Below are 14,339 nucleotides of genomic sequence, written 5' to 3'. Positions count from 1 at the left end.
CATCCGACGGTCAGCTGGCGCGCAGCCGGCTCTCCTGAAAGCGCCGGACCAGCGGCAGGAGCAATGCGTCGGGGATCAGCGGCATGATGAGGGTCCCGAGCTTGTTGCCGAGGCCCGGCACCACGCTGCGCCGGCCCGCCATCAGGGCGTGATAGCCGGCCTCCGCAACCGAAAGCGCGGTGGCGCCGGGCACCATGCCCATCGCCTTCGCATTGTCGAAGCCCGCGCGCCCCTGGAACCCCGTGGCCGTCATGCCCGGATGCAGCACGGTGACGGTGACGCCGGCCGGCCTCAGCTCCTCGGTCAAGGCGCGGGAGAACGAGCTGACGAAGGCCTTCGACGCGTAATAGACCGCCATGCCGGGTCCGGCGAAAAAGCTCACGATCGAGCCGACGTTGAGGATCTTGCCTCGGGCCGCGGTGATCTCCGGCAAGAACCGCAAGGTGAGGTCCAGAAGCGAGCGGACGTTGAGGTCGACGATGCCGAGCTGGTCCCGCGCGTCGAGTGTCGCCGCACCGCCGAGCAGGCCGAAGCCGGCATTGTTGACGAGAATGGCGACCGTCGCGCCCGCTGCGGATAGAGCCGCTGCGACCCGCTCGGCGGCGCCGGCTTCGGCGAGGTCGAGCGCGATGACGATCGGACGTGGGCGTCCCGAGGCGGCGATCGCGTCGGCCAGCGCCTCGAGCTTGTCCCGGCTGCGGGCGACCAGCGCGAGGTCATGCCCATGCCGGGCGAAGACGCGGGCGAGATCCGCGCCGATGCCGCCCGAGGCGCCGGTGATCAGCGCCACAGTGCGCATGATGCTAGGCTTTGCTAGACGCAGGCGACGACCACGGTCCGTCGACGGCGGCCTCGGGGCGTGGTTCCTCGGCGACCTTCTGGCGCAGCATCACGCGATCGCGCGTGGAGACCCCGAGAAGCTCGGCGACCCGCCAGACGACGTTTTCCTCGAACTCGGTGACGGTGCCGTCGGCGAACACGACGTCCCACATCATCTCGATGATCTTATGACGACCGTCATCATCGAGTTCGCGCTTGAGCACGGTGGTGAAGTGGAAGAAGTCGACGGCCTCGCGGTCGCTCTGCTCGGCGGCTTCGATCAGCTGGGTCGTGGTGGCCGCATCGAGGCCGAAGCGCGCTTCGATGATCTCGCGCAGGCGCTGTCGCTCGAGCGGATCGACCATGCCGTCGACATTGGCGACATGGACGAGAAGGGCGACGGTGGCGAGGCGGTAATCGCCATCCTCGAAGGCCGCTGCGGTCGCGGTGCGGCCGGTCGTGTCGGCAATGAAATTGCGCAGGCTGTCGAAGATCGACATGGCTCAGCGGATCGTCAGGCAGGTGTAATCGCCTTCGGGATGATGGAAATCGCGACGCATGCTGGAGACCCAGCGGTTGCAGGTCCGCCGGCTGGGGAAGCAGAGTTTTTCGTCGCGCCAGTCGAGGAAGATGCTGCCGCCGGGGCCGGAGTATTGCGACGCGCCACCGGCGAAATGGCCGAGGTACACGCTCGGGAAGGTCTGAACCTCGGGTCCCTCGCAGGCGACGCCATAGGTCGCGACCGGCGGCCGGACGTAGCTGCCGAGATCGGCCGCGCTCACCGGCGCGACGGATACGGCCAAACCGAGAGCGGCGGCCGTCATGAGAGTTTTAAGCGCGTTCGGGAGCATCGCTCGTCCATTCTGCCTGGGGGAGAGCCGCGCCGCTGATGGGCGGCTCATCCTGATTGTATTACGAGACCGATATGGCGAGCCGTCACCTGGGTGACGACCCCGCCGTCTGCCTCTACATGCCGAAGATCGACTGGAAGAAGCCCTTCTTGGCGTTCGGATCGTTCTGCGCGACGGCGCCATACGGCGCCTGGCCGGGCGGCGTGCCCGAGATCGTGATCGCGGCGCCTTCGGCCTTCACCAGGTTGAACAGGGTGGTGGCGTTGGCTGTCGAGAGACGGATGCAGCCGTGGGACGCCGGCTTGCCGAGGTTCTTCGCCTCGTTGGTGCCGTGGATCGCATAGCCGTAGTAGAAGAAGATGGCATGCGGCATCGGCGCATTGTCGTATTTCTTGGAATGGTAGTTCACTACCATGTTGGTCGGCGCGTAGGTGCCGGGCGGCGTCACGTAGCCTTCACGCGCGGTCGAAACCGGCCAGTCGTAGGTGTGCTCGGCCGACTGCACGTGCATGTGCTGCGTCGAAAGATCGATCGCGACGGTCACGGTGGCGTGGGCCGCCGAGCCTGCGAAAAGGGTCGCCAGAGTAGCAAGAATGGGCATTGTCGCGCGCATGAAAAAAAACTCCCGGGCCGAAGCGGCCTTGGTTTGAAATCCCTCTAGCCCTCTCATCGCGCGGCGAGTCGGTAAACAGGAAAGCGCGCGCGGGTGGCACTTTGCAGGCGCGCGCGGCCTTCGTGCCACAGAGTGGATTCAAGCCGACGGACTCAGTCCGGGAAGCCGAGGCCCGCCGCTGCGGGCGCATATCCGTAGCCTGGAGCCGCCTGGTAGACCCTGTGACCCTCCGTCGTTCCCACGTAACAATAGCCATAGGCGGCGTAGGGGTTTGGATCCCGGGCGCGCCGGATAGGCGCTTCGTCCGCGTCCTGATCGTAGCCGTAGTTCGGTTCACTCACCGCTTCGGATCGCGCGAGGTGCCGCGGGCGCGCGGCGTAGCGCGTGGCGCCCTGCGGCGGCGTCCCGCTGATGGCGATCTGCGCGCCCTCGGCCTTGACCATCGCGTAGAGGTGCGCCGCATTGCCGGGCGAGAGACGGACGCAGCCGTGCGACGCGGGCGAGCCCAACGAGCTGCTGGCATAGGTCCCGTGGATCGCATAGCCGCCACGGAAGAAGATGGCATGCGGCATCGGCGACATATGATACTTGTGGGAATAATGCATGGCTTCGAGATGCGTGGGCGCATAGCTGCCGCCGGGTGTCGAAAAGCCCGAACGACCGCTGGAAATCGGCCAGTCGTAGGTGCCGGTCGACGACGTCACATGCATCGTCTGATGGCTGAGGTCGATCGCCACGGCGACCGTCGCCTGGGCCGGCAGAGCGAGCGCCAGGGGCGCGACGAACGCGCAGACGACAGCAACGCGACGCATGAAAGTCTCCGCAATTAAATATTTGAGGCAAGCGTGACGACGCTTCACCAGTATCGTTTTAATTGCACGAGGGCCTGGTCTTGTAAAACCAAGTCTGGCGTTAAGGTTTATGCGGCCTGACAGGTCGCCTTACCTTGCGGTTGCATCGGCATCGAGCAGCCGCGGCGGGGCTTCCAAATGGGTCGGGCGGACCCCGAACAGCCTGGACAGGCGGCGGGTCAGCGGCCGCTCGATTCCGCGGTGGACGATCATCGCGAGCGGCACCACGAGCGTCAGGCCGAGCGCGATGAAGACCCACGGCGACAGCACGTCGCTGGCGTGTGTCTTGTCGAATCCGACTCGCAGGCCCCGGACGATGAGCGGGTGCAGCAGGTAGATCGCATAGGACGCATCGCCGAGGCCGACGAGCCAGCCGACGACGGGCCACGACGGCAGTCGCGCCAGGCTCAGCACCGACCCGACGAAGATCAGCGCCGCCGGCAAGCCCCAGAGCAGCGGTCTCAAGAGGCCATGGGCGTCGAGGCCGAGAAGGGTCGTTGCCGCGAACCCGCAGAGACCGGCGAGCAGCAGGCCGCCCGCCGCGACGGGCGGGAACCTCAGTCCGTCCCGGTAGGCGAGCGCGACCACGGCGCCGAGGACGAACTCGAGGACGATCGGGTGGCTCCAGAAGGCGAGCACCCCAGGCGCCGGGGCCAGCCAGAGTCCCAGCGCGACGAGAGCGGAAAACGCCGCCGCGATCGCCGCGACGGCGGCGCGCTGCGGCAGAACCAGCGTGCCGGTGAAGACGACGTAGAAGAACATCTCGTAATTCAAGGTCCAGCCGAGCTTGTAGACCGGCTGCATCATGTCGCCGCCCTGCGGCAGATAGGGAATGAAGAGGTAGGATTTCACGATCTCGCCGAACGTCGGCGCCGCGCTCGACAGGACGTGAGAGCCGGCCATTACGACGAGAAACAGGCTCGTCACCAGCCAGTAGATCGGCACGATGCGGGCGATCCGCCGGGTCAGGAACAGCCGCGCGGCCTGGGGCCGCGCGAACAGGTCGTGCGACGCATAGACCATGACGAAGCCGGAGATCACGAAGAACAGATCGACACCGGCGCCGGTCAGGTCGACGAGGATCGGCGCGAAACCGCTCGCCGAGGCAGACGGCAGCGAGGCCGCCTCATGCTCGAGGTGCCCCAGCGTGACAAGGAGGGCAGCGCCGGCGCGCAAAGCCTGGATCGATCGAATCTGGGCCATTGGCGGTGCTCCACCGCCACAATCGACACGAAAACCGTGCAGATTTCGCTAATGCCGAGGCGAGTGTCACGAGACGGACGGTACGCCCGTGCTTTATCTCGCGCGCGAACTCGGGTAGCACGCTTGCGAACAGCGAACACCCGTGGCGCACCGCCCAACCGGATGTGGAGTTTACGCTTTTGCGCATAGCGATGATTGGCAGTGGGTATGTCGGGCTTGTCTCCGGCGCCTGCTTTTCGGACTTCGGCCACACCGTGACCTGCGTGGACCTGGATGAAGGCAAGATTGCCGCCTTGAAGGCCGGGATCATGCCGATCTTCGAACCGGGCCTGAAGGAGATGGTCGACAAGAATGTCCGTGAGGCGCGCCTCAGCTTCTCCACGGATCTGCCGACGTCCATCGCCGATGCCGAAGCCGTGTTCATCGCGGTGGGCACGCCGTCGCGCCATGGCGATGGCCATGCCGATCTCTCCTACGTCTATGCCGCCGCCGCCGAGGTCGCCCGCGCCGCCACCGGGCCGCTGGTCGTCATCACCAAATCGACCGTGCCGGTCGGCACCGGCGACGAGGTCGAGCGCATCGTCCGCGAGGTTCGCCGGGACGTGACCATCGACGTCGTCTCCAACCCCGAGTTTTTACGCGAGGGCGCGGCGATCGAGGACTTCAAGCGCCCCGACCGCGTGGTGGTGGGCGCCGAGAGCGAGCGGGCCAAGATGGTGATGGCGGCGATCTATCGGCCGCTGTCGCTGAACAGCCTGCCGATGGTCTACGTTTCGCGCCGCACCTCCGAACTCATCAAATATGCCGCCAACGCATTTTTGGCGGTCAAGATCACCTTCATCAACGAGATCGCCGACCTCTGCGAGGCGACCGGCGCCAATGTCCAGGAGGTCGCGCGCGGTATCGGCCTCGACAAGCGAATCGGGGCCAAGTTTCTGCACGCCGGCCCGGGCTACGGCGGCTCGTGCTTCCCCAAGGACACGCTGGCCCTGGTCAAGACCGGGCAGGATCACGGCGCGCCGTTGCGCATCGTCGAAACCGTGGTCAGCGTCAACGACCAGCGCAAGCGGGCGATGGGGCGGAAAATCATCGCGGCCTGCGGCGGGTCGGTGCGCGGCAAGACGATCGCCATTCTGGGCCTGACCTTCAAGCCCAACACCGACGACATGCGCGAAGCGCCCTCGCTCGCCATCGTCACCGCGCTGCAGGATGCCGGCGCGATCGTCCGCGGCTATGACCCAGAAGGCATGGCGCAGGCGAAACCCCTGCTGCCCGGCATGACCTTCGCCGCCAACGCCTATGAATGCGTGACCGGGGCCGACGCCGTCGCCATCGTCACCGAGTGGGACGAGTTCCGGGCCCTCGACCTCCGCCGCATCAAGACCCTGCTCGCCAGCCCGGTGCTGGTCGATCTACGCAACATCTACCTGCCGGAAGAGGTCACCCGATACGGCCTGACCTACGCCAGCATCGGGCGGCCAGTCCGCGAAACGCCCGTCGCCGCGCTGGTTTAGACCCTGCCGAACGGCCGAAGCCATGTCGTTGGCTTCCCACCTTCCGTACGTCATGCTAGGGCCACGGGAAATGGTCCGGCGAAGCTGGCTGATACGGGGTGGGGACGATGGCATTGGCTGAGGGGCTCGCGGGCGGGCAAACGAAAACCAGGACGAAGCTGAACCGCCAGCAGATCGTCGGCTTCTGGAGCGCCTGGGCCGGCTGGATGCTCGATGGCATGGATTCGGTGATCTACGCCCTCGTTCTCGCTCCCGCCTTGACCGAATTGCTGCCGAAATCCGGCATCCAGGCGACGCCCGCCAACATCGGCACCTATGGCTCGCTCCTGTTCGGCGTGTTCCTCGTCGGCTGGGGCTGCTCCTTCATCTGGGGGCCGATCGCCGACAAGTTCGGCCGCACCAAGGTGCTGGCCGGCACGATCATGATGTACGCGGTCTTCACCGGCGCCGCCTATTTCGCCGACAGCGTCTGGCAACTCGGCCTGTTCCGCTTTCTTGCCGGCATCGGCATCGGCGGCGAGTGGGCGATGGCCGGCACCTATGTCGCCGAGGCCTGGCCCGAGGATCGTCGCAAGATGGGCGCCGGCTACCTGCAGACCGGCTACTACTTCGGTTTCTTCGTCGCTGCCGGCCTGAACTTCACCATCGGCGCGCATTACGGCTGGCGGGCGATGTTCCTTTGCGGCCTCGCGCCGGTGATCGTGTCGCTCTACACGCTGATGGAAGTGAAGGAGCCGGCGATCTTCAAGAAGATCGAGGGTGCGATCCGCGAGAACAGCCCGATCGTCGAGATCTTTTCCGCTCGCTACATCAAGCGGACCCTCGTCATGTCGGGACTGCTGACCATCGCCATCATCGGCCTCTGGGCCGGCGCGGTCTACGAGCCGGCCGCCGTCAACATGCTGGCGAAGAAGGCCGGGATGGATGCGCCATCGGCGGCGAAGATGGTCTCGGTCGCCACCGCCGTTCTGTCGATCGGGACGATCCTCGGCTGCCTGACGCTGCCGCATCTTGCGGAGTCGATCGGTCGCAAGCGCACGCTGGCGATCTATTTCGTCATCATGGCGATCACCATTCCTGTCGCCTTCGGCTGGGCCTTCTATCTCGAGAACGGGCTGGTGCCGTTCATCATCACCTTGTTCTTCCTTGGGTTCGGCGGCGGCAATTTCGCGGTCTTCAGCCTTTGGTTGCCGGAGCTCTACGAAACGCGGGTGCGTGCGACGGCCTTCGCCTTCGCGACCTCGGTCGGCCGTTTCATCGGCGCCGGCGTCAACTTCGCCCTCGGCGCCTTCGTCCTTTCGATGCACACGATCGGCACGCCGGTCGCCCTCACAGCTATCGCCTTCGGGATCGGGCTGCTGCTCATTCCCTTCGCGCTGGAAACCCGCGGCGACCGCCTGCCATCCTGAGCGACGATCGGGCCGCAGCTTCAGCGCTGCGGCCGGGAACCAATGTGTTTTTCTGCGTGTTCTCTAGTCGGGGCGGAATTGTCACGAATAGGTGAGCGCAATGGAATTTGCGAAAAAGCCGTCCACGCGCGGATTCGCTTCGATGGATCCGGAAAAGCAGAGGGCTATCGCGCGCAAGGGTGGCGAGAGCGTTCCTAACGAAAAGCGGAGCTTTTCGCAGAACCCGTCGCTCGCTGCCGAGGCCGGCCGCAAAGGCGGACATAGCGTCAACCCGACCAAGCGGAGCTTCTCGCAAAACCACATTCTGGCTTCGGAGGCTGGCCGAAAGGGTGGACACGCCTCCCATGGCGTGGTGCGCAAGGCCAGTGAAACGGACGCCTGATCGGCGTCTATACAGTAAAAAGAGCGCGGCGATGTCAGTCACCGCGCTTGGTTTATTCCGCTGCGACGTCGCGCCGACCATGAGACGAGTGACCGCCCTTGCGTCCGGCGTCAGACGCCAGTTGATGGTTCTGCGAAAAACTGCGCTTGTCGTTCGGAACGCTACGTCCGCCTTTCCTGGCAATCTCCCGCTGCTTCTCCGCATCCATCGAGGCAAATCCGCGCGTAGACGTTTTGGGTGTATCACTCCCAGCCATACTTAAGCCTCCATTCATTATAGCGGCTAACCGGCTCAAGCTGAGGTGGTTCCAGTATTCATAAACACGCGGGCGTGACGACATCTTCGAATTGCTAAGCTAAAGCTGTGAGGTCCTTGTCCGGCCAGCGGCAGAGATCGGCGATCAGGCATCGGCCGCAGGCGGGCTTCCGCGCCTTGCAGACGTAGCGCCCGTGCAGAATCAGCCAGTGATGCGCATGCTGCTTGAATGCGGCAGGCACGGCCTTTTCCAGGCCGAGTTCGATGTCCAGCGGCGTTTTGCCCCGGGCCAGCGGAATGCGGTTGGAGACGCGGAACAGGTGGGTGTCCACCGCGATCACCGCGACGCCATAGGCGTTGTTCAGCAGCACGTTGGCGGTCTTGCGGCCGACGCCCGGCAGCGTCTCCAGCGCCTCGCGATTGTCCGGGACCTCGCCGCCATAGACCTCGACCAGACGCCGCGACAGCGCGATCACGTTCTTCGCCTTGGTGCGGAACAACCCGATGGTCTTGATGAGGTCGCGGACGCGGTCCTCGCCCAGTGCGAGCATCTTGTCCGGCGTGTCGGCGAGGGCGAACAGGGCAGGCGTCGCCTTGTTGACGCCGACGTCCGTCGCCTGCGCCGAGAGGACGACGGCGACGAGAAAGGTGAAGGTGTTGAGCGAGGTCAATTCGCCCTTCGGTTCCGGCTCGGCCTCCTGGAAGCGGCGAAACACGTCTTGGATTTCGCTCTTGGTCAGGACGCGGCCGGTGCGTTTCGGCGGCTTTGGCGGGGTCTTGTCGGCGGGATCCGCGTGGACGGCGGCCGCCACCTCCGCCGTCGCGACGATTTGCGCCGGAGCCCTGGCCTTCTGGATTGGTTTGTCTCGCATCCGCTTCATATTAGAGTGCGCGATGCCTCGGGAGAAGACGGTGATGGCCCTGGTCGGCGAATTCGGTCCCAATGGTTCGGTCGGCCCGGATCCGGCGCAGGAACGCCTGTTCGAAGCCCGCATCGTCCCGCATCGATCGCTGAGCCGCCGCGGTTTTCGCGCCCTGATGACCGGCTTCACGGCCGTCAGCCTGGCCTCAGCGATCCCTTTCGTTTTGCTCGGGGCCTGGCCGGTCGCCGGCTTCGTCGGCCTCGACGTGGCGATCCTCTACCTGGCCTTCCGGGCCAGCTTCAGATCGGCGCGGGCTTATGAGGATATTCTGGTGACGCCGCTGGAGTTGCTGCTCGCCAAGGTGACCCCGACGGGCGAGCGCTCGGAATGGCGGTTTCATCCCGCTTGGGTGCGGCTCGATCGACAGGAACACGAGGAGTTCGGCCTGCAGCGCCTGTCGCTGCACTCGCGCGGACGCAGCGTCGAGGTCGCACGGTTTCTGGGGCCCGACGAGAAGGCGAGTTTTGCGTCGAACTTGACCAGCGCCTTGTCGCAGGCGCGACAGGGACCGCGCTTTTCCTGAGAACGAGGCTTCAGCGCACGCGCAGAGGTCAAAAATACACAGAGGTAAAATGCGAAAACGGCCGCTCCGGGGGGCAGGAGCGGCCGTCTTGTATAAGCGAACGATCTTGGGGGGATCAACCGTCCGCATGTAGAGACAATAGCTCAGACGGAAGAGAGTTCCCGGAGGTCCCGGTTTATTTTCGGGAGTTCGCTACGGGCCAACGCCCGGAGCGCCTCGTCGTCGCCGTTCTGCAGATAATCGCGGTAAAGAGTTGCCAGTTGCATCAGGGCGTCGCGCTGCGTCGAGCGATACAGCGCATCGAATTCGCGGCCCTGCAAGCCACGAAGGCGATCGAGGTCGGCGGCGCTGGCCGGCAGATAGGGCTGCGGCGCCGCCAGCCGCGGCGTCAGCGGATCGTCGATCGCCACGGACCGGCCGCTCAGAACGGCGTCGACATTGTTGCCGACACTCGTCGTGACGTTGCTCGCGACGTCGAGCGGGAGGACGGCGACGCCGACGACCGGACCCATGGGGCCGTCGACCAAGGTCTGCCCGACCACGATCTGCCCGTTCGTCGAAGCGAACGCGACGAGCGAATTGCTGGCGATGGTTTCCTCACGCGCCTCGCGGTGGGCGAAGGCCCGGATGCGGGCGCTGGACGACTGCGCCAACGCCAGTCGGCTCGAACTATCGAGAAAATCGACATTGGCACGAGCATTGGCGACGAAGGCATTGCTCATCGGCGATGCGGCCATCGCGGGAGCGGCGACGCCGGCCAGAACGCATGAACTCACGGCGAACAGGGTTGCCAGCTTGGACTTGATCTTCATGGGGCTGATCCTTTCGTAGAAAGTTGGGCCGCATCTCTGCTGCGGCGCCCCCGTTAACCGAAAAGCCCGTACCTTTGTTCCGGGATCGACGGCATGTGCCGACGCAATGCCGCTGTTATCGCTCAGCTTTAGCTACAGCCCGTGCCCCGTAGGAATGCCCGAGCTCGGTAAGCCGCGCGATGACCCGCGGGAGCTCATGGACCGTGACCGCGCGCAACGTCTCGTCGTCGCCGTTCTGCGTGTAATCGCGGTAGAGCGTTATGAGGCGCCGGAGGCCGTCGGTTTGGGTCTCCACGTAGAGCGCGTCGAAGGTCCGGCCGTCCAGGGCTGCCATCTGGCCAAGGTCGGCTCGTGCGGCCGTGGCGATCGCGCGGTCGGCCGCGATGGCGCGGGCCCCCGGGGTCTGCAGCAGGCGTGGCATCTTGGATAGGATCGTCTCGGCGCCTTCGTCGATCGACGCGGCGCCGACGGCGGCCGCATCCAGGGGATCGCCGGTGACGAGCGTCGGCGTCGCGGCGGCGTCGAGCGCGGTCTCCGCGGCGTTCTGCTCCCGTGCCTCGCGCCGGGCAAAGCCGCGGAGCCGCTGCGAGGCCTGGCGCTCCGCGATGTCGCTGGAGCGGGCGAGGAACGCTACGGTGGGGCGGGCGAGGGCGAGCAGACGCACCGTGATCGCCGTCGGCTGCGGCGGCTCACCATACTGCGGTGACACCAGCGGCAGCGATTGCGCCTGCACCGGCCCGAGGCCGCCGCTCAGGCAGAGGGCCAAGGCCGCTATTTGTGTCGAAATGCGAGAAGCCATCGGGGACACGATCCTGATCATTGCTGAGACGCCGGTAGAGCCGCACCCGGGACGGGCTCCGGCGCTTTCGCTGCTTTCGGGTGCGGCGGCGGCTTTTTCGCGGCGGCGTGCTTTTTCGGCATGTCGGTCGGCGCCTCGTCGGCGAATTTGGCGAGGATCGCCAACGAGCGCGCTTCCGTGATCTGGGCGCTGCAGAAGCCATGGACCGACTCGCGGGCATAGTCGCGGCAGGTCATCTCGCGCTGCGAGGAGAACGCCGCCTGCTCGCCGGCGATCGCCTTGACGGCCGCGCGGTCTTTGCCCGCCCGATGCAGAAGGACTCGAAAGTTGGCGCGCATCGTCGTCTCCGCACGGACGCGCTCGTGCTCCAGGTCCTTGATTCGCTGCGGCGAAATCGCATCACCCGACGGCCCCCAGAGGCCGATCGGGCTGACCCGGCAGTCGGCGGCGACGAAATCGCAGGTCGGCTGTGCGCTCGAGACCAGGGCTGCGCCATCGAGAACGTCGACGGTGAAGGGGCAGGCTTCCACCGCGACGCTCCAACGCAGCGCGCCGGCCGGCCGGCCGAGATCGGCGGCGACGATCGGCTGTTCCGCCACGATATCCACTTGGCAGGCTTCGCTGGGCTTGGACAGGCGTTCACCAGGCAAGGTCAACTTGGTCAAGGTGACGCCTCTCGCGGAGCGGTCGAACTGCATGCTCCCTTTGGCCCCGTCGAAGCTCAGCAGGCGGCCGAGAATGGCGTCCTCGCCCGGCGGTTTGACGCTGATCGGCTTGGCAGGCGTCTTCGATTCGGTCGGCGCCCCCGACGTTCTGGGCGGCTGATCCGGCGCGGCGCCGTTCATCGCACCCGGCAGCATCATCTGGGCCTGCGCGCCGACGGGCCCGAGCAGCAGGGCAAGCGTCGCGAGCTTGCCCCAGAGGCCAGGCTCGAACATAGTCTTTGCAAATCGCATCATCGCAGGCGCATTGGTAACACCGATCAATCGTTTGCGGCTCCGGCGATTGTGCTGGGTTCGTGCCGCTCAGTCCCACCCGTTGCCGGAAGCGCCCCCTGGGTCGTGGACGGCGCCTCGAAAACGGATTTTACAACCTCACTCCATCGGCTTGCGCGCTCAAACCGCTCTCTTATATACGGGCGGTCTTGCAGTCATAAACAGCAATCCCAATCTGAACCTCATCGGGGACCGGGCGCGCGACGTGTCCGCCCACAAGTTGGATCGCTTCGGGGTCCGACGGTCTTGCGACACGAAAGGAATAATAAGACATGGCTAAAGTAATTGGCATCGATCTTGGGACCACGAATTCTTGCGTCGCCGTCATGGAAGGCTCGACGCCGAAGGTCATCGAGAATGCCGAAGGCGCCCGGACGACGCCGTCCATCGTCGCCTTCACCGACGATGGTGAAAGGCTTGTGGGTCAGCCCGCCAAGCGTCAAGGCGTGACCAATCCGGAACGCACGTTTTTTGCGATCAAGCGACTGATCGGCCGCACCTTCGACGATCCGATGACCAAGAAGGACATCGGCCTCGTCCCCTACAAGATCGCCAAGGCCAAGAACGGCGACGCGTGGGTGGAAGCCGACGGCAAGCCCTATTCGCCCTCGCAGATCTCTGCCTTCATCCTGCAGAAGATGAAAGAGACCGCCGAGGCGCACCTCGGCCAGACGGTGACCCAGGCCGTCATCACGGTTCCGGCCTACTTCAACGACGCCCAGCGTCAGGCCACCAAGGACGCCGGCAAGATCGCCGGCCTGGAAGTTCTGCGCATCATCAACGAACCGACTGCGGCGGCGCTTGCCTACGGCCTGGACAAGAAGGGTTCGGGCGTCATCGCCGTCTACGATCTCGGCGGCGGCACCTTCGACGTCTCGATTCTCGAGATCGGCGACGGCGTGTTCGAGGTGAAGTCGACCAACGGCGACACGTTCTTGGGCGGCGAGGATTTCGACAACCGTCTCGTCGAGTACTTCGCGGACGAGTTCAAGAAAGAGAACGGCATCGACCTCAAGAAGGACAAGCTGGCTTTGCAGCGTCTGAAAGAGGCGGCGGAAAAGGCCAAGATCGAGCTGTCCTCGGCGAGCCAGACCGACATCAACCTGCCCTACATCACGGCAGACGCTTCGGGCCCGAAGCATCTGACGCTGAAGCTGACCCGTTCGAAGTTCGAGGCTCTGGTCGACGACCTGATCCAGCGCACGGTCGAGCCCTGCAAGAAGGCGATCAAGGACGCCGGCCTGACCGCCGCCGAGATCGACGAAGTGGTGCTGGTCGGCGGCATGACCCGCATGCCGAAGGTCCAGGAGATCGTGAAGTCGTTCTTCGGCAAGGAGCCCCATAAGGGCGTCAACCCCGACGAGGTCGTGGCGATCGGCGCGGCGGTCCAGGCCGGCGTGCTGCAAGGCGACGTCAAGGACGTGCTGCTGCTCGACGTGACTCCGCTTTCCCTGGGTATCGAAACCCTCGGCGGCGTGTTCACCCGCCTGATCGATCGCAACACCACGATCCCGACCAAGAAGAGCCAGGTGTTCTCGACGGCTGAAGACAATCAGACCGCCGTCACCATCCGGGTCTTCCAAGGCGAGCGTGAGATGGCGCAGGACAACAAGATCCTCGGCCAATTCGACCTCGTCGGCCTGCCCTCAGCGCCGCGCGGCGTACCGCAGATCGAAGTCACCTTCGACATCGACGCCAACGGCATCGTCAACGTGACGGCAAAGGACAAGGCGACGAACAAGGAGCAGCAGATCCGCATCCAGGCCTCGGGCGGCCTCAGCGACGCCGACATCAACAAGATGGTGAAGGACGCCGAGGAACATGCGTCCGAGGACAAGGAGCGTCGCGAGCTGGTCGACGTGAAGAACCAGGCCGAAGCGATGATCCACTCGGCGGAAAAGTCGCAGGTCGAGTACGGCGACAAGGTTCCGGCCGCGGACAAGACCGCGATCGAAGGCGCCATCGCGGCACTTCGCACCGCTCTCGAAGGCGAGGACGCGGAGGCGATCAAGACCAAGACCAACGATCTCGTTCAGGCTTCGATGAAGCTCGGCGAGGCGATGTACAAGGCCCAGGGTGCCGAAGGCGGCGCACCGGGTGAGGCTCACGAGGCCCATGATGACGCCAAGGACGACGTCATCGATGCGGACTTCAAGGAAGTCGGCCCGGACGACCACAAGAAGTCGGCCTGATCCACGGCAGAACGAGGGGCTTGCAGCAATGCGGGCCCCTCTTTCTCTATTTTCCGTCCGCACGATTTGATGTCATTGTCGACATGACGTGTTGATGGCGATGGGACACAATCGGTTCGCGCGCCTCGCACGCCCCAAGTTTCGATCACTCTAAGACTGGCGTATGCCCGCGTGCCGCTGAAGCCGCCGGGTGTCTCG

The 14,339-nt window shown here is 65.2% G+C and carries 16 protein-coding genes; 5 read left to right on the top strand and 11 right to left on the bottom strand.

Translation table 11 applies throughout. The annotated features are described in order from the left end of the window. Window positions 1-10: 10 nt before the first annotated feature. The 6 genes from GSQ79_RS27510 to GSQ79_RS27485 form a co-directional block, all read right to left on the bottom strand. Window positions 11-799, bottom strand: a complete 789-nt coding sequence (locus tag GSQ79_RS27510) for an SDR family oxidoreductase (protein WP_158811928.1) — start codon at window positions 797-799, stop codon at window positions 11-13. A gap of 4 nt (window positions 800-803) precedes the next feature. Beyond that, entirely contained in the window at window positions 804-1,319 is a 516-nt protein-coding gene (locus tag GSQ79_RS27505) for a TerB family tellurite resistance protein (protein ID WP_158811927.1), read from the bottom strand. Window positions 1,320-1,322: 3 nt separating this feature from the next. After that, window positions 1,323-1,670 carry a hypothetical protein gene (locus GSQ79_RS27500; RefSeq protein ID WP_158811926.1) on the bottom strand — a complete coding sequence of 116 codons (348 nt, stop codon included), beginning with the start codon at window positions 1,668-1,670 and terminating at the stop codon, window positions 1,323-1,325. 115 nt (window positions 1,671-1,785) lie between these two features. Further along, window positions 1,786-2,283 (bottom strand): L,D-transpeptidase, encoded by a 498-nt coding sequence (locus GSQ79_RS27495; RefSeq protein WP_246725630.1) that lies wholly within the window; start codon window positions 2,281-2,283, stop codon window positions 1,786-1,788. Window positions 2,284-2,435: 152 nt separating this feature from the next. After that, the gene (locus GSQ79_RS27490) at window positions 2,436-3,095 is read right to left on the bottom strand and encodes a L,D-transpeptidase (protein WP_158811925.1); all 660 of its coding nucleotides are present in this window, start codon (window positions 3,093-3,095) and stop codon (window positions 2,436-2,438) included. Window positions 3,096-3,224: 129 nt separating this feature from the next. Continuing rightward, on the bottom strand, window positions 3,225-4,337 hold the full coding sequence (locus GSQ79_RS27485; RefSeq protein WP_158811924.1) for an acyltransferase: 1,113 nt from the start codon (window positions 4,335-4,337) through the stop codon (window positions 3,225-3,227). Window positions 4,338-4,516: 179 nt separating this feature from the next. On the opposite strand from GSQ79_RS27485, the gene GSQ79_RS27480 reads away from it, so the two are divergent. The 3 genes from GSQ79_RS27480 (at window position 4,517) to GSQ79_RS27470 (ending at window position 7,642) form a co-directional block, all read left to right on the top strand. After that, window positions 4,517-5,851, top strand: coding sequence for a UDP-glucose/GDP-mannose dehydrogenase family protein (locus GSQ79_RS27480; RefSeq protein ID WP_158811923.1), 1,335 nt, complete (start codon window positions 4,517-4,519; stop codon window positions 5,849-5,851). Window positions 5,852-5,958: 107 nt separating this feature from the next. Beyond that, window positions 5,959-7,260 (top strand): MFS transporter, encoded by a 1,302-nt coding sequence (locus GSQ79_RS27475; protein ID WP_158811922.1) that lies wholly within the window; start codon window positions 5,959-5,961, stop codon window positions 7,258-7,260. A gap of 100 nt (window positions 7,261-7,360) precedes the next feature. Then, window positions 7,361-7,642, top strand: a complete 282-nt coding sequence (locus tag GSQ79_RS27470) for a general stress protein (RefSeq protein WP_158811921.1) — start codon at window positions 7,361-7,363, stop codon at window positions 7,640-7,642. Window positions 7,643-7,694: 52 nt separating this feature from the next. On the opposite strand, the gene GSQ79_RS27465 is transcribed toward GSQ79_RS27470, so the two are convergent. Both GSQ79_RS27465 and nth read right to left on the bottom strand, forming a co-directional pair. Beyond that, window positions 7,695-7,898 (bottom strand): general stress protein, encoded by a 204-nt coding sequence (locus GSQ79_RS27465; protein ID WP_210253238.1) that lies wholly within the window; start codon window positions 7,896-7,898, stop codon window positions 7,695-7,697. 94 nt (window positions 7,899-7,992) lie between these two features. Then, window positions 7,993-8,769, bottom strand: a complete 777-nt coding sequence (gene nth / locus GSQ79_RS27460) for an endonuclease III (RefSeq protein WP_174243285.1) — start codon at window positions 8,767-8,769, stop codon at window positions 7,993-7,995. Window positions 8,770-8,791: 22 nt separating this feature from the next. Between nth and GSQ79_RS27455 the strand changes: the two genes are divergently transcribed. Then, window positions 8,792-9,343, top strand: coding sequence for a DUF2244 domain-containing protein (locus GSQ79_RS27455; RefSeq protein ID WP_246725629.1), 552 nt, complete (start codon window positions 8,792-8,794; stop codon window positions 9,341-9,343). A 143-nt stretch (window positions 9,344-9,486) separates the two neighbouring features. Here the strand turns inward: GSQ79_RS27455 and GSQ79_RS27450 are convergent, their stop codons facing one another. From GSQ79_RS27450 to GSQ79_RS27440, 3 genes are all read right to left on the bottom strand, one after another. Continuing rightward, the gene (locus GSQ79_RS27450; protein WP_158811918.1) at window positions 9,487-10,155 is read right to left on the bottom strand and encodes a DUF4142 domain-containing protein; all 669 of its coding nucleotides are present in this window, start codon (window positions 10,153-10,155) and stop codon (window positions 9,487-9,489) included. A 115-nt stretch (window positions 10,156-10,270) separates the two neighbouring features. Further along, window positions 10,271-10,954, bottom strand: a complete 684-nt coding sequence (locus GSQ79_RS27445) for a DUF4142 domain-containing protein (protein WP_158811917.1) — start codon at window positions 10,952-10,954, stop codon at window positions 10,271-10,273. Window positions 10,955-10,971: 17 nt separating this feature from the next. Then, window positions 10,972-11,913, bottom strand: coding sequence for a hypothetical protein (locus tag GSQ79_RS27440; protein ID WP_158811916.1), 942 nt, complete (start codon window positions 11,911-11,913; stop codon window positions 10,972-10,974). Window positions 11,914-12,221: 308 nt separating this feature from the next. Here GSQ79_RS27440 and dnaK point away from each other — a divergent pair, with 308 nt between their 5' ends. Continuing rightward, window positions 12,222-14,141, top strand: coding sequence for a molecular chaperone DnaK (dnaK, locus tag GSQ79_RS27435; RefSeq protein ID WP_158811915.1), 1,920 nt, complete (start codon window positions 12,222-12,224; stop codon window positions 14,139-14,141). Window positions 14,142-14,339 lie beyond the last annotated feature (198 nt).

Origin of the sequence: Beijerinckia sp. L45 (genome assembly GCF_009765775.1) — a bacterium.
Classification (GTDB): Bacteria; Pseudomonadota; Alphaproteobacteria; order Rhizobiales; family Beijerinckiaceae; genus RH-AL1.
Note: the sequence above shows the minus strand (reverse complement) of the source record. Positions and strands in the feature narration are given on the sequence as shown.

Excerpts from the sequence above, each read along its gene's own strand:
- GSQ79_RS27440 (WP_158811916.1), bottom strand. The coding sequence starts at position 11,913 with ATGATGCGATTTGCAAAGACTATGTTCGAGCCTGGCCTCTGGGGCAAG.
- GSQ79_RS27475 (WP_158811922.1), top strand. The coding sequence starts at position 5,959 with ATGGCATTGGCTGAGGGGCTCGCGGGCGGGCAAACGAAAACCAGGACG.
- GSQ79_RS27450 (WP_158811918.1), bottom strand. The coding sequence starts at position 10,155 with ATGAAGATCAAGTCCAAGCTGGCAACCCTGTTCGCCGTGAGTTCATGC.
- GSQ79_RS27445 (WP_158811917.1), bottom strand. The coding sequence starts at position 10,954 with ATGGCTTCTCGCATTTCGACACAAATAGCGGCCTTGGCCCTCTGCCTG.
- GSQ79_RS27470 (WP_158811921.1), top strand. The coding sequence starts at position 7,361 with ATGGAATTTGCGAAAAAGCCGTCCACGCGCGGATTCGCTTCGATGGAT.
- GSQ79_RS27490 (WP_158811925.1), bottom strand. The coding sequence starts at position 3,095 with ATGCGTCGCGTTGCTGTCGTCTGCGCGTTCGTCGCGCCCCTGGCGCTC.
- GSQ79_RS27500 (WP_158811926.1), bottom strand. The coding sequence starts at position 1,670 with ATGCTCCCGAACGCGCTTAAAACTCTCATGACGGCCGCCGCTCTCGGT.
- GSQ79_RS27485 (WP_158811924.1), bottom strand. The coding sequence starts at position 4,337 with ATGGCCCAGATTCGATCGATCCAGGCTTTGCGCGCCGGCGCTGCCCTC.
- GSQ79_RS27495 (WP_246725630.1), bottom strand. The coding sequence starts at position 2,283 with ATGCGCGCGACAATGCCCATTCTTGCTACTCTGGCGACCCTTTTCGCA.
- dnaK (WP_158811915.1), top strand. The coding sequence starts at position 12,222 with ATGGCTAAAGTAATTGGCATCGATCTTGGGACCACGAATTCTTGCGTC.
- GSQ79_RS27505 (WP_158811927.1), bottom strand. The coding sequence starts at position 1,319 with ATGTCGATCTTCGACAGCCTGCGCAATTTCATTGCCGACACGACCGGC.
- GSQ79_RS27510 (WP_158811928.1), bottom strand. The coding sequence starts at position 799 with ATGCGCACTGTGGCGCTGATCACCGGCGCCTCGGGCGGCATCGGCGCG.
- GSQ79_RS27455 (WP_246725629.1), top strand. The coding sequence starts at position 8,792 with ATGCCTCGGGAGAAGACGGTGATGGCCCTGGTCGGCGAATTCGGTCCC.
- nth (WP_174243285.1), bottom strand. The coding sequence starts at position 8,769 with ATGCGAGACAAACCAATCCAGAAGGCCAGGGCTCCGGCGCAAATCGTC.
- GSQ79_RS27465 (WP_210253238.1), bottom strand. The coding sequence starts at position 7,898 with ATGGCTGGGAGTGATACACCCAAAACGTCTACGCGCGGATTTGCCTCG.